The sequence below is a fragment of the Pseudomonas sp. Os17 genome (assembly GCF_001547895.1).
Lineage (GTDB): Bacteria > Pseudomonadota > Gammaproteobacteria > Pseudomonadales > Pseudomonadaceae > Aquipseudomonas.
In genome coordinates, this window is record NZ_AP014627.1 from 4794709 (window position 1) to 4808976 (window position 14268).

A 14268-nucleotide genomic window follows, 5' to 3' on the forward strand; every position below is an offset into this window, starting at 1 on the left:
GGAACCGCCACCGATGATACGTTTTTGCCCCAATTGCCAGACTGAACGCTCCCTGGCCGAAATCTTCTGCGAAGGCCAGGTGGACCACCGGGCCTGCGGCTGGGAACTGTCCGCCGAAGCGATTCACCCCGAGGGCTGGCGCCCGCAGCCGGTGATCACCGCCGAAGCACTGGAACCCCAGCCCGAGGTCACAGCGCACAGCAGCTCAACCCTGGTCTGCAGCAACGGCCACGCCATGGCGGATGGCGACCTGATGTGCCTGGTCTGCGGCGCCGACCCGCTCGCCGCGGAGCAACAGCCAGCCACCGCGCCCCCAGCCGCCGCCGACAGCGAAACCGTGATCGAAGGCTGGCGCCTGCTGCGGCAGATCGGCAGCGGTGGCGTGCGCGAACGCTTTATCGCCGAGCACCGTGATACCGCCCATCAGGCGGTGCTGACCCTCTACCAGGCCGGCGCCGAACCCGACCCTTCGGTGTACGAAGCCCTCAGGCGCCTGCCCCGGGAACACGTGCCGGAGATCATCCTCACCGGCCGCTGGGACGAACGCGCCTTCGAAGTGGCCGAGGAGCTCACCGGCGGCACCCTGGCCGAGCTGGGGATCGTGGTCAGCGATCGGGCGGCGGTCCAACACATCGTCAGAGAACTGGGCCAGGCCCTGCACGCGTTCAGTGAAGCCGGCCTGCGCCACCGCGACCTGCGCCCGGCCACCTTGCTGGTGCGCAGCCGCGAGCCCCTGGACCTGGTGATCAGCGGCTTTGGCTCGGCGCGGCTGTCCGAGTTCGACCTGGACATCGTCTCGCCCCTGGAAACCAGCCGCTACATGGCCCCCGAAGCCATCGCCGGCGGCGTGGCCGCGGCGTCCGACTGGTGGAGCCTGGGGATGATCCTGCTGGAACAACTGACCCAGGGCGAGTGCTTTGCCGGGATCAACGCCAACGCCTACCTGATCCACGTACTGGCCAATGGCGTGCTGCTGCCGGACGACCTCGACCCGCGCCTGGAGCTGCTGCTGCGCGGCCTGCTGGCGCGGGATCGCCACCAACGCTGGCAATGGCCCCAGGTGCAGGCCTGGCTGCAGGGCGAAAGCCCCAGTGTCCCGGACTCGGTCACCCGTGAAGAGGATGCCGACGAAGGCGCCAGCATTGCCCTGGGCAACCGGCGCTTCCGCCGCCCGGGGCCGTTCGCCCTGGCCGCCGCCGAGGTCGAGCACTGGCCCCAGGCCCTGGATCACCTGTTGCGCGGGGTGATCGTCACCTGGGCCGAACAGGCCGGGGTGTCCGCCCGGCACCTGGCCGGCCTGCGCCAGGTGGCCCAGCACCCGGAGCTGGAAGACGACACCCGGCTGATGCTGGCACTGAAGCTGCTGAACCCGGAAATGCCGCTGATCCTGGGCGGCGAGATCGTCACCCCGGGCTGGCTGCTGGAACATCCCCTGGACGGCTACCGGTTGATCAGCGGCCCGGCCCCGGACCTGCTGGAACGCCTGGAGAGCGACCACTGGCTGCTGCGGCTCAAGCTGCGGGCCGAGCAGGTGCGCCAGCGCGCCCAGCACCAGGCCATCGAACTGGACGAGGAGCAGTTGCGCATCTACCTGCTCTCCAGTTCCCGCGCCCGTCTGGCCGCGCAATGGGAGGAACGCCAACGCCTGCTGCCGGACAGCGAGCACAACGGCATCCTGTCCCTGGCCGACCGGCGCACCATCAGCGAAGAAGACCTGATCGTGCTTCTCAGTGCCGCCATCGGTCAGTTCCGCTCGGTGGACGCGATCCTCGAAGAGGCCGCCATCCTGGCCCGCGAAGCCGTGGTCCTGAGTTTCGACACCGACAGCGCGCGGACTCTCCTGGGGTTGCCGCGCCCGACCCTGTACCGGGAGATCGACGAACGCATCAGCGGCTTCGCCCGCTGCGGCGTGCCGAGCGTCGATGAGTGGGCCGAGCAGTTCCGCCTGGAACGGCGCATGCCCCTGGCCAGGGCCCTGGTGCTGCTGGCCATCGCTGCCGAACAGTGGCTGGAGCCGCAAAAGCAGCATTACGTTGCGCAGATCCTCGACTTCTTCGAGAAGAAGGTCGCCAGCGGCGTGCTGCGCGGCCCGCTGGTGCGCATGAGCATCGGCAAGACCACCGCCCGGGTCGACCTCAACGAATTGCACTCCGAACGCAGCCCGGCCCCGGCGCTGCTGGATCACTTGGTGGCACGCAACGCCCAGCCCATCCACCTCGACCCGGCGTGTTTTGCCGAGCATCCACTGCTGGATGCGCGGCTCAACAGCCTGTACCGCCAGAGTTCGCTGTACCAGCGCGACACCGGGATCGACGGCCTGTACCTGGGCTTCCCCTTCCTCCTGACCCGGGACCCGCGAGGCACCACCCGCACCCGCATCGCGCCGTTGCTGCTGTGGCCGGTCAAGCTGCTGCTGGAAGTCGGCAGCCGCGGCAAGGTGGCCCTGGTCTTCGACAGCGAGCGTGAAGAGGTGCGCCTCAACCCGGGCCTCGACACCCTGCTGGGCATCGAGGCCGCCAAGCGCTGGCGCAAGGCCGCCGACGAGTTGCTGGGACGCTCGGCGCTCAAGGCCGCCGATGTCATGGACGCCTTCGGCATGCTGGCCACGCCGGGCTCCCGAGTACTGGGCAACCTGCCGCCGGCCAGCACCGAAGTGCCGCCCTACCAGGATCAACTGGCGTGCGCCGCCGTGCTGTTCCATGTCGCCTTCATGGGCCAGGCCATTGGCGAAGACCTGCGCCAGCTCAAGGCCCTGCCGCCCGGCGGCACCGGGCTGGAAACCGCCCTGCGCCTGAACCCGACGGAGCAGGACAGCGGCGACAGCGCGGCGGTTGCGCCCGCGCCGGAGCTGCAACGCTTCTTTACCGTGGCCAGCGACCCGTCCCAGGAAGCCGCGGTGCTCCAGGCGCGCCAGGCCCCCGGGCTGCTGGTGGAGGGGCCTCCCGGCACCGGCAAGAGCCAGACCATCGTCAACATGGTGGCCGACGCCATCGGTCGCCAGCGCAGCCTGCTGATCGTCTGCCAGAAGCACGCGGCCCTGGAAGTGGTGCACAAGCGCCTGGTGGCCGAGGGCCTGGGCAACCGGGTGGTGATGCTCAACGACATCAACCGTGACCGCGAACCGGTGATCCGCAGTGTCCGCGAACAGCTCGAAGCCCTGTTCAAGGACGATGCCGCCCCGCAGCCCTGGCTGCACCAGCGCGAACGCCTGGCGGCGCGCATCGAGGCCCTGGAGGGCGAGCTGGATCGTTTCCACCAGAGCCTGCACCGCGTCGATGAACACTGTGGCCTGAGCTACCGCCAGTTGATCGGTGAGCTGATCGGCCTGGAACAGGGGCCTGCGCCACTGGACGTCCCGGTATTGCGCCAGCACCTGGCGGCCCTGGACATCGCCGACCTGACGCGCCTGGAAGAAGCCTGCGCGCCACTGATCCGCCTGTGGCTGCCGGCCCGCTATGAACAGAGCGCCCTGGCCCAGCTCCAGCCGTTTCCCACCGATGCCGCCACCCTGCAAGCCTTCAACGACGGCTTCGAACGCCTGTGGCGCTGCGAGGAGCAGCGCCTGGAAACCCTGCAGGCGCACCCGGCCGACTTTGAAGTGGACGACCCGGCGCCCTACCGCGCCTGGCTCGAACAGCACGTGCACAGCCTGCTGGGCCTGGACGATGAACGCCGCCAACGGCTGGCCCGCTGGCTGCCGCTGTTCCGTGGCCACCCCGGGCAGGCGGCGCAAGGCGACGGGCTGATCCAGACCCTGCAGGCCCTGGCTCAGCAACTGGAGCAATGCGACGCGGCGGCCCATCAGGCCGATCTGGTGCCAGGCCTCAGCGCCCTGCCCGCGGCCCAGCTGCGCACCCTTCAGCACCGCGCCCGCGCCGTGATCCAGGGCCGCTCCTGGCTGGCGCGCCTCAACCCGCTGCGCCTGATCCGCCAGCGCCAGTTGCTGGCCTTCCTTGCCGAACAGGGCGCCGCGGCCGAGCCGCAGCGCCTGCCGGAACTGCTGGCGGCGGCCCTGCTGGAAAGCCAGTGGCGGCCCTTGCGCAACCAGTTGCAGCAACTGCATCAACAACTGGGCCTCGCGCAAGTCGCCGACGATTGCGGCCCGGGCCTGCTGCCGCAGGTGCGCCAGGACCTCGGGCAACTGCAAGAGATGCGCGCCCTGGCGCTGGCCCTGGCCCAGGCTCCCCGGGTGGAACAGCTGGACGCGGTGGTCCTGACCGGCCAGCGGCAATCGTTGGACAGCCTGCTGGCCGGTTACGACGCCGCCTTTGTCCGTCACAGCGTGCGCCAGGACAGCCTGACTGCCCTGCAACGCCTGAATCAGTGGCTGCAACCCGAGCTGCTGGACCAGCTGCGCCAGCGCGTGGAGCTCAACCAGAGCAATCAGTTGCCCCTCAACCGCCTGCGCGAAGCCTTGCCGACCCTGAGCGCCTACCAGGCGTTCCGCGCCCGGGCCGGCCAGCTGTCACCGGCCGACCTGCAATGGCTGGCCATCCTGCGCGATTACCAGGACGCCCTCGACGCCATTCCCGCCGAGCAGCTGGAAGCCGTGGTCCGGCGCATGCTCAACCGCGAAGCGCGGCTGGGCTGGAAGCGCCAGATGGAACAGCGCCAGCCCGAGCTGATGCTGGAGCACAGTGAAACCGCAGCGAAGATCGCCAGCCTCGGGCAGGCCGACACCCAGATGCGCAACCTCAACCGCCAACTGCTCAGCGAAGGCATCGACCTCTCGCGCCTGGGCACCCGCAAACAATGGGAAGACGTGACCCGCCTCACCGGACGGCGTTCGCGCCGCTTGCGCGAATTCATGGAAATGGGCGCCGGCCTGGGGCTGATGAGCCTGCGCCCGGTGTGGCTGATGAACCCGGACGTGGCCAGCCGGGTGCTGCCGCTCAAGCCCGGGCTGTTCGATATCGTGATCTACGACGAAGCCTCGCAGATGCCGGTGGAGTTCGCCCTGCCGACTCTGTACCGGGGCCGGGTCACGGTGGTCAGCGGCGACGAGAAGCAGATGCCGCCCACCGCCTTCTTCTCCAGCCGCGTGGAAAGCGACGAGGCCGAACTGTTCGAGGGCGAGCAGCCCGATGCCGACGCCGACGAAGAGCAACGCGAGGCCTTCGAGGACACCTGGAACCGCCGCGAAATCAAGGACTGCCCGGACCTGCTGCAACTGGCCCGCAGCGCCTTGCCCGCCACCACCCTGCAGATCCACTACCGCTCGGCCTACCGCGAGCTGATCGGTTTTTCCAACGCTTCGTTCTATGGCAACCGGCTGAGCATTCCGGTGCGTCACCCAGAGGCCAATATCCTCGCCATCAAGCCGCTGGAGCTGATCCGCGTGGACGGCGTCTACCAGCAGCAGGTCAACCCTGACGAAGCGCAACGGGTGGTCGACTACCTGGCCGAGCTGTGGCGGACGCCCTACGCCGAACGGCCTTCGGTGGGGGTGGTGACCTTCAACCGCAAGCAGGCCGACCTGATCGAGGAACGCCTGGAACTGCGAGCCGAGCAGGACCCGCTGTTTCGCGCCGCCTACAGCGAGGAACGCGAACGCAGCGAGGACGGCGAAGACATGTCGGTGTTCGTCAAGAACGTCGAGAACGTCCAGGGCGACGAGCGCGACATCATCGTGTTTTCCTCGACCTTCGGGCGCAACAGCCAGGGCAGCTTCCGGCGCAACTTCGGGGTGCTGGGGCAGACCGGCGGCGAACGCCGGCTCAACGTGGCGGTGACCCGGGCCCGGCGCAAAGTGGTGATGATCACCTCGATGCCGATTGCCGATATCTCCGACATGCTCACCACCCAGCGCCCGCCCGCCAGCCCGCGGGACTACCTGCAAGGCTACCTGGAGTACGCCCGCGCCCTGTCGTCCGGGGAGTTCGCCAGCGGCCACAACCTGCTGCAGCGCCTGGTTACCGAGCGCCAGGACGCCCGGGCCCGGCCCACCGCCCACAGCGACGGTTTCACCCAGGCGGTGGCGGCGTTCATCCGCTCCCTGGGCTGGAGCCCGGTCAGCGCCAACGAAGGGGATGCCTTCGGCCTGGACTTTGCCATCGAGCACCCCGATACCGGGCTCTATGCCCTGGGCATCGAATGCGACACCCCGCGCCACGGGCTGCTGGCCCGCGCCCGCTCCCGGGAGATCTGGCGCCCGTCGGTGCTGCGCCGGGCCATTCCCCACCTGCACCGGGTCTCGTCCCAGGCCTGGTACCAGGACCCCCACAGCGAACGCGCACGCCTGCAGGCCGCCATCGAGCAGGCCCTGCAACCGTTGGCCGGCAGCACAGCGCCAACGCCACCTCAAACCCTGGCTGACACGGAGCAAACCCCATGAGCGGCCCGAAAGTGGTGCGAATCGTCACCCGCGAAGAAATCCTCGACATCTGCGCCGGCCACCTGCGGCGCCTGGAGCAGGCGATCGCCCGCTGGGAAGCACAGGCGCAACGCCTGGGGCAACTGAGCGAAGAGGAACGAGCCGCGACCCACGGCCGTCTTCAACAGTTGCGCCAGTTGATCGAAGCCGATCGCCTGCTGGATCTGCAGAAACAGGTGCCAATCGAAATCGACTTCCTCAAGGACGATCTGCAACAACGGGAACACCGCGCCGTGCAGCAGGTCGCGCAACAGCGCCAACTGGCCCGCCGTCAGCGGGAAAACGCCGCCACCCTGCTGAGCGCGCTGCAAGACAAAGCCCTTCCAGCCGAGTGGCTGCAACAGTTGCAGGCGATTGCCGAAGGCCAGCCCGTGGCGGCGGTCGAGTCGATCCTGGCCCAGGGTTTCGCCAGCCTCGGTGCCGCAGCCGAAGAACAGGGCCTGAGCGAGACACAGCGGCAACTGGCCCAACGCCTGCAAGGCGACAATCCCTCCCAGACCCTGGCCCAATGGCGCGCCGCCCATGAACAAAAGGAACCCAGGCTGGAACGCATCGAGCAGCACATTGCCCAGTTGCTAACCCTCGATGATCAGGCCAGCGCCGAACCCTACCTGGCCACCTTGCGCCTGATCGACGCCGAAACCCGCGAGCCACGGCGCAACCTGCTGCTGGACAGCCTGGTGCTGGAACTGGCCCAGGCCACCCGCGACAGCCAGGAGCGCCGCGCGCGCCTGGCGCACCTCCAGGCACTGGCCAGCGAAGTGGCGAGCGTGTGCCCCGCTGCCGCCGAGGAAGAACTGTCCCGGGCCGAACAGTGCAGCCTGGCCAACATGGCGCCAGTGGATGAGCTGATTGCCCGCTTCAGCACGCTGATCGAAGCCGAACTGCAACAGCGCGCCGCCCTGGCCCGTCGTCAGGCGGTGCTCGAAGGCCTGGCTGGCCTGGGCTACGAAGTCCGCGAGGGCATGGCCACCGCCTGGGCCAAGGATGGCCGGGTGGTGCTGCGCAAGAGCGCCACGCCGGGGTACGGCGTGGAAGTCGGGGGCAACGCCGACAACGGCCGCCTGCAGGTGCGAGCGGTCGCCCTCAGCGCCCAGCGCGATACCCGGCGCGACAAGGACATCGAGACCATCTGGTGCGGTGAGTTCCAGCGGCTGCAAGCCCTGCTGGCCACCCAGGGCGACGACCTGCGCATCGAAAAGGCCCTGGCCGTCGGCGCCGTGCCGCTCAAGGAAGTGCTGCTGGACGACGCCCAGCAGGAATACCGGGAGCAGGCGCAACAGCGCACCTGACCCGCCGCGCCCTGTGGGGACCGGCTTGCCGACGAAGGCGATTTGCGCGCCTCTTCGCTGGCAAGCCAGCTCCTACAATCCGCCTCTTCGTAGCAACCGGGGATCGGGCGGTGGTCAGAAGCCGGGGGCGATCTGGCCCTTGTAGCGAGTCAGGATGAATTGGCGCACGGCGTCGGAGTTCAGCGCCTTGGCCAGTTTCTGGATCCGCGGGTCGTCGCGGTTGTCCGCACGGGCCACCAAAAACTCGATGTACAGGTCCTTGCCCTTCTCCACGATCAGCGCGCTGTTGGTGTCGATCCCGGCCTCCAGGGCGTAGTTGGCGAAGACGAACGCCAGGTCCACCTGGCTCACCGAACGGGCCAGCAAGGCGCCTTCCAGCTCACGGATCTTCAGGTGCTTGGGGTTGTCGAGGATGTCGCGCTGGGTGGCCAGGGTGTTGCTCGGGTCCTTGAGCTTGATCAGCCCGCCTTCGTGCAGCAGCACCAAAGCGCGGCCGGTGTTCACCGGGTCGTTGGGAATCGACACCGTGGCGCCGTCCTTGAGCTCGGCAATGGTCTTGATCTTGGTGGAATAGGCGCCGAAGGGTTCGATGTGCACCCCCACCACCGGCACCAGGTCGGTGTGCCGGGTCTTGTTGAAATCATCGAGGAACGGCCGGTACTGGTAGTAGTTGGCGTCGAGGTTCTTCAGGGCCAGTTGCTGGTTGGGCTGGATGAAGTCGGTGAAGACCTTGATGTCCAGGTCCACGCCTTCCTTGGCCAACTCGGGTTTGACGAATTCGAGGATCTCGGCGTGGGGCACCGGGGTGGCCCCCACCACCAGCTTCTCGTTGGCGTGGACACTCAAGGACAGTACGGCGGCCAGGATGGCCAGGATCTTGTTCATGGGTTGCTCCTAAGGCAGATACGGACAGCCGTCGTGGGGTGCACGTGAGGCCGGTTTTTTCAGGTTGTGAATACGTCGGGTCAACGTCGGCTGTAGTGCGCCACCAGGCGGTCGCCGGTCATCTGCAGGCCCTGCACCAGCACCAGGAGCAGGATCACGGTGACCAGCATCACGTCGGTCTGGAAGCGCTGGTAGCCAAAACGGATCGCCAGGTCGCCAAGGCCGCCGCCACCGATCACCCCGGCCATGGCGGTGTAGTCCACCAGCACGATGGCGGTCACCGTGACCGCCGCCAGCAGGCCGCCCCGGGCTTCGGGCAACAGGGTGTGGCGGATGATCTGCCAGGTGCTGCCGCCCATGGCCTGGGTCGCTTCCACCACCCCGTGGTCCACTTCCCGCAGGGCGGTTTCCACCAGCCGGGCAAAGAACGGCGTGCAGCCCACCACCAGCGGCGGGATGGTCCCCGGCACGCCGAGGGAGGTGCCCACCAGCAGGGTGGTCAGGGGAATCAGCACGATCAGCAGGATGATGAAGGGCAAGGAGCGCAGCACGTTGACGATCAACGACAGCAGCCGATACAGGCCCGGGGTGTCGTGCAGCTGGCGCTTGCCGGTAAGAAACAGCAACACCCCCAGGGGCAGCCCCAGCAACACGGTGAAGCCCAGGGCCGCCCCGAGCATGCTCAGGGTGTCGAGACAGGCCTGGGCGATGTCGGCCCAGTAGAGGTGCTTGAACCATTCAGCCATGGCGTCAGGACCAGTCGTGACGCGGTGGCTTGATGCCGTTGAGCAGCCAGTTGCCCACCACGTGGTACTTCCAGCGCACCGGGTCATGCAGGGTGTGGACCCGGGCATTGCGCCAGTGGCGGTCGAAGTTGTGGCGCTTGAGGGTCGAGCGGGTGCCGCCCAGTTCGAACAGCTTGTTGCTGGCCTCGATGGCGATCTCGGTGGTCAGCACCTTGGCCCGGGCCACCGCTACGGAAGCCAGGGCGACATTGTCTTCATCGGGGGCCGGACGCGCCGCGTCCAGGGCCAGACCAGCGCGCTCGAGCAAGGCTTCGGCGGCCTCCAGGCGAATGTCCAGGGCCCCCACCTGAATGATGGTCAGCGGATCGTCGCCGGCCTTGTCCACCCCGGCATCGATCCATGGCCGGGCGTGCTCGGTGACGAAGTCGACGGTGTCGCGCAGCGCCGCCCGGGCAATCCCGGCGTCGATGGCCGCCGTGGTCAGCTGGGCGAAGGGCCCGGCCAGGGTCGGGATTTCATAGGAGCGATAGGTGGGGAACAGGTTGAAGGCGGGCACCAGCAGGTTTTGCGCCAGCACCGTGCCGCTGGACGTGGTGCGCTGGCCGATGCTGTCCCAGTCATCGATCACCACCAGCCCTTCGCTGCCCCGGGGCACAAAGGCCAGTTGCCCGCGGCCCTGCTCGTCCAGGGCCAGCACCGCCAGCCAGTGGGCATACAGCGAGCCGGTGCAGTAGCCCTTGCGGCCGTTGATCACATAACCGTCACCTGAACGACGGATGCTGGCCTGGATGTCCTGCACGTTCTTGCCGCCGGTTTCCGACAGCGCATTGGCAAAGCGATGGCCTTGCAGGGCCAGGGCGAAAAAGTGCGCCTGCTGCTCCGGAGTGCCCTGCAGGCGAATGTCTTCCAGCAGGCAGTAATGGTTCTGCGGGATCTGCCCCAGGGACGGATCGGCGGCGGAAATGATCGCGATCACCTCGGCCAGTACCGCGTAGGACACCTGGGCGCCGCCGAACTCCCGCGGCACGCTGATGCCCCACAGGCCACTGTTGGAATACAGGTCAAGCAGTTCCACCGGCACCTGGCGACTGCGGTCGCGTTCGGCGTCCTGCTCCAGCAGGACCGCCGCCACTTGCCGGGCCACGGCCAGGGCCTCGGCGCCATCGCGGATCACCTGGGCGGCGGGAGTGTGCAGGGGATAAAAGGCGGATTCAGGCAAAGAAGACATACAGCGCTCTCGGGCGGATGAAGGTTGCGGGCTGTCATTGCAGCTTCTGTGCCGAAAGATCGGGCCTTTGAATTCAAGGGTTTACCGGCCGTAGCAGGGGATTGCCCAGCGGGCCACCGGACAAATTGCTGGAGCACTGTTGCCGGGCCAACAGTGAAATGCTGTTGCCCGGACGACACCTCGTCGGTCCATGCCAGTGCCGGGGATGCCCGGGTATAGAGTGAAAGCGGCTCGATCCGGCGACGGACCGGTTTGCCCCAGACAACATCAAGGAGAACCCCAGATGAGCGTCAACCCCATTCCCGAAGGCTTCAGCGGCGTCACACCGTACCTGGGCATCAAGCGCGCCGCCGAGGCCATCGAGTTCTACAAGCAGGCCTTCGGCGCCGAGGAAAGCATGCGCCTGGACATGCCCGACGGTAGCGTTGGCCATGCCGAACTGCGCATCGGCGGCTCGGCCATCATGCTCGGCAGCCCCTGCGAACAAACCCCGATGGACAGCCCGGACACCCACAAGACCTCGGTCGGACTGCACCTGTATGTGGAAGATGTCGACAGCAGCTTCGCCCGGGCGATTGCCGCCGGCGGCACCGAGGTGTCGGCGGTCAAGGACCAGTTCTACGGCGACCGCAGCGGCAGCCTGCGCGATCCGTTCGGCCATGTGTGGTTCCTGGCCAGCCGCAAGGAAACGCTGAGTGCCGAGGAAATCGCCCGGCGGGCGCGGGAGATGTTCCAGCAACAGGCCGGCTGAGCCCTCTAGCCAGCCAAGGCCTGTAGGAGCCGGCTTGCCGGCGAAGGCGCCCTTGCGGGCCACTTCGCGGACAAGCCCGCTCCTACAGGGCAACGGGCATTGGCCAAATCGGTAAAACAGCGGCTTTCACCAGGTTTTCCCAGCTTCGTAACATTTACTTTCATATCGCCTTTCAGGATTCACGATTCTCATTCGTCTTAATTAGATGCAGCAGGCCGCGTTGGCCACGGCTATGCCCCGGGTGTTTTGCCCCGGGGCCGGCCGAAGGTTCCAGTGCCGCTCCACTCCTCGAATCAAGACGCCCACTCCATGTCGAAGAAGTCCCGTTCAAAAATCTGGTTTCTGGTGCACAGCTGGCTGGCCCTGCCCATCTGGTTCTTCGTGCTGATCGTCTGTGTCACCGGCACCCTGGCGGTGGTCAGCCAGGAGATCGTGTGGCTGGCCAATCCGGATATCCGAGCCAGTAAACCCAGCGATGATGCCCAGCCGCTCAATTACGACCAGATCGTGGCGGCCATCAAGCAGGCCGACCCCAGCACCCGCATCGATACCATCGTGACCCCGGACGAAAGCCATTTCGCCCTGAGTGTCAGCGTCAGCTACCCGGACGGCCGGTCCCCAACGCTGTACGTCAACCCCTACACCGGGGCGATCCAGGGCACCAGCCCAGTGTTCGACTTCCAGGGCTTCACCCGGGCCCTGCATGGCTGGTGGCTGGTGCCCTTCACCAACGGCTACAGCTGGGGTTGGTACCTGGTGTCGTTCCTCGGCCTGCCGCTGCTGATTTCGTTGATCACCGGGCTGGTGGTCTACAAGAAGTTCTGGAAGGGCTTTCTCAAGCCGACCCTGCGCCTGCGCCATGGGGCACGGATCTTCTGGGGCGACTTCCACCGCCTGAGCGGCATCTGGTCCATCTGGTTTATCACGGTGATCTCGATCACCGGCATCTGGTTCCTGATCGAGGCCGTGCTCGCCGACAACCACATCAGCATTTCCAGCCAACCCATTGTTCCGGTCATCGCCCGGGAGCAGGTGCCGACCACCACCGATGGCAGCCCCGCGCCGATGATCGGCCTGGACCAGGCCATCGGCATCGCCACCCAGAAGATCCCCGGTTTCGACATCAGCTTCGTCAGCCTGCCAAGCAATGCCTACAGCCACCTGTACGTAGGCGGTCGTGGCTGGTACCCGCTGATGTACCAGACCGCCAACATCAACCCCTACACCGGCTCCCTGGACACCTCTCACCTGCTGGGGGACCGCAACACCCTGGAGTTCGTCACCGAGTCCATGCGCCCGCTGCACACCGGAGATTTTGGCGGGATCTGGGTCAAGCTGATCTGGTTCTTCTTCGGCCTGGTGCTGAGCATGATGGTCCTCAGCGGGCTGTTGATCTGGACCAAGCGCACCGCCCTGGCCACCGCCAACGCCCTCAAGCGTGAGGAGAAGGCCGCCCGGGCGCGTCCCGCTAGCAAACCCGTGCCGACGCCCACCCCGGCCATGAGCATCGAAACTTCGGAGAGCCACCCGTGAGCCAGACCCACAGCGCAACCGCGCCTTCGCAGCTGAGCCGGCTTTGGCATAAATGGCGCTTTCACTTGAACATCCTGCTGTTGCTGATCCCCCTGGGCTTCATGCCCAAGTACCTCGCCGATGCCTCGTTGTTTCGCGGCGACAGCGGCCTGGGGGAACGGGAGATCGGTGAAATCCAGGTCGGCCCCTGGAGCCTGCGTCTGGCCGAGATGCGCAACGAAGCGCCCCGCAGCGATGGCCCCGCCGGCTACCTGAAAAGCTTCAACGCCGCCCTGTGCCAGGCCTGCATCGAACCGGTCAAGGCGACCTACCTGCGCATCGGCAAACCCCGCAGCCTGCGGGCCGCCGGGGTGATCTTCTTCGGCAGCCCGTACCGCATGGGCGCCAGCCTGCCGATTCCGGAAAAGACCAAAGCCGACGCCGAGCTGTGGATCACCCTGGAAGGCTGGGACGGCAGCATGCACCAGGCATCCATTCCCCTGAGCCAGGCCTCGCCCGCCACCGTGGCCTGGCTCGAAAAACAAGGAGGCAAATGATGATTCGCGCAGTATCCACACGGCGCCTCGGCGCCGCTGCCCTGTTGCTGCTGGCCGGCGCCTTCAGCCACAGCGCCCTGGCCCACAACCCGATGTGCGAGTGCAAGGCCATCGACGCCGAGCAGATCCGCTGCACCGGTGGTTTTTCCGATGGCAGCGGCGCGCCGGGAGTGACCCTGGACGTGATCGGCTACGACGAAACCATCCTCGTGCCGGGCAAGCTCGGCAGCGATTCGACCCTGACCTTCAAGAAGCCTTCCAGCGAGTTCTACGTGCTGTTCGATGCAGGCCCCGGCCACGTGGTCGAGATCGACCAAGCGGATATCGAGGCCCCATGACTCCTGCCACCACCCAGGTCGTGCGCCCCGCCGGCGCCGGTCACGAAACCCTCTACGTCCTGTTGCTGTGCCTGCTGATTCTGTGTGTCGCCGGCAGCGTGGTGCTGTGGCGCGGCGAAACAGTCGAAACCGCCAGCGTCGCCAGCCACCAACTGGACGCCCGTCGCGACCTCAGCGCCGGCGAGCAAGGGATCTATGCCGACCTGCGGGTGACCCTCGACGAGATCCACCTGCTGCACGCCGAACACCAGAGCCTGCCGAGCCCGGAGCAACTGGCCGAGGAAGGCTTCGCCCCCTTCGCCCAGGACGCCAGCTCGGTCAGCCGTGGCGGCCATGCCTGGCAATTGCAGGACCAGGCCTATCTGGGCCTGAGCCAGAACCCGCAAGTGGCCGGCTCCTTCCTGATGCGCCTGGATACCGAGAATCAGGCCAAGGTGGACATCTGGCTCAACCGCGCCCCATCCGTCGCCGTGCCGGTCGATCTGAGCGACGCGACGCTGGCCGCCGCCGGCTGGCAACAGGTGGTCGCGCAATTCGATGCCGGAGTGACCCGCCAGCATCGCCACTGAACCCATTCCGAGAGAAG

The 14268-nt window shown here is 67.0% G+C and carries 10 protein-coding genes; 7 read left to right on the plus strand and 3 right to left on the minus strand.

The genetic code is table 11. From position 1 onward, the window contains the following. Positions 1-13: 13 nt before the first annotated feature. Together POS17_RS20920 and POS17_RS20925 are read left to right on the plus strand one after the other, a co-directional pair. Positions 14-6334: an AAA domain-containing protein gene (locus POS17_RS20920; protein ID WP_060840339.1), complete on the plus strand. Its 6321-nt coding sequence runs from the start codon at positions 14-16 to the stop codon at positions 6332-6334. Beyond that, the gene (locus POS17_RS20925; RefSeq protein ID WP_060840340.1) at positions 6331-7665 is read left to right on the plus strand and encodes a hypothetical protein; all 1335 of its coding nucleotides are present in this window, start codon (positions 6331-6333) and stop codon (positions 7663-7665) included. The genes POS17_RS20920 and POS17_RS20925 overlap by 4 nt, the downstream gene beginning before the upstream one ends. A gap of 114 nt (positions 7666-7779) precedes the next feature. Here the strand turns inward: POS17_RS20925 and POS17_RS20930 are convergent, their stop codons facing one another. The 3 genes from POS17_RS20930 to POS17_RS20940 all read right to left on the minus strand — a co-directional run bounded on the left by POS17_RS20930 (position 7780) and on the right by POS17_RS20940 (position 10524). Then, positions 7780-8550: a MetQ/NlpA family ABC transporter substrate-binding protein gene (locus POS17_RS20930; RefSeq protein WP_060840341.1), complete on the minus strand. Its 771-nt coding sequence runs from the start codon at positions 8548-8550 to the stop codon at positions 7780-7782. A gap of 80 nt (positions 8551-8630) precedes the next feature. Next, entirely contained in the window at positions 8631-9296 is a 666-nt protein-coding gene (locus POS17_RS20935) for a methionine ABC transporter permease (RefSeq protein ID WP_060840342.1), read from the minus strand. Positions 9297-9300: 4 nt separating this feature from the next. After that, positions 9301-10524 carry an SfnB family sulfur acquisition oxidoreductase gene (locus tag POS17_RS20940; RefSeq protein ID WP_060840343.1) on the minus strand — a complete coding sequence of 408 codons (1224 nt, stop codon included), beginning with the start codon at positions 10522-10524 and terminating at the stop codon, positions 9301-9303. 283 nt (positions 10525-10807) lie between these two features. Between POS17_RS20940 and POS17_RS20945 the strand changes: the two genes are divergently transcribed. From POS17_RS20945 to POS17_RS20965, 5 genes are all read left to right on the plus strand, one after another. Continuing rightward, positions 10808-11275, plus strand: a complete 468-nt coding sequence (locus POS17_RS20945) for a VOC family protein (RefSeq protein ID WP_060840344.1) — start codon at positions 10808-10810, stop codon at positions 11273-11275. Between the two features lie 309 nt (positions 11276-11584). After that, positions 11585-12808 carry a PepSY-associated TM helix domain-containing protein gene (locus tag POS17_RS20950; protein ID WP_060840345.1) on the plus strand — a complete coding sequence of 408 codons (1224 nt, stop codon included), beginning with the start codon at positions 11585-11587 and terminating at the stop codon, positions 12806-12808. After that, a complete protein-coding gene (locus tag POS17_RS20955; RefSeq protein ID WP_060840346.1) occupies positions 12805-13344 on the plus strand; it encodes a hypothetical protein in 540 nt (179 codons plus the stop codon). The genes POS17_RS20950 and POS17_RS20955 overlap by 4 nt, the downstream gene beginning before the upstream one ends. Beyond that, positions 13344-13682, plus strand: coding sequence for a hypothetical protein (locus POS17_RS20960; RefSeq protein ID WP_060840347.1), 339 nt, complete (start codon positions 13344-13346; stop codon positions 13680-13682). Before POS17_RS20955 ends, POS17_RS20960 begins: the two co-directional genes overlap by 1 nt. Next, positions 13679-14251 carry a DUF6162 family protein gene (locus POS17_RS20965; protein WP_060840348.1) on the plus strand — a complete coding sequence of 191 codons (573 nt, stop codon included), beginning with the start codon at positions 13679-13681 and terminating at the stop codon, positions 14249-14251. The genes POS17_RS20960 and POS17_RS20965 overlap by 4 nt, the downstream gene beginning before the upstream one ends. The last annotated feature ends 17 nt before the right edge of the window (positions 14252-14268 follow it).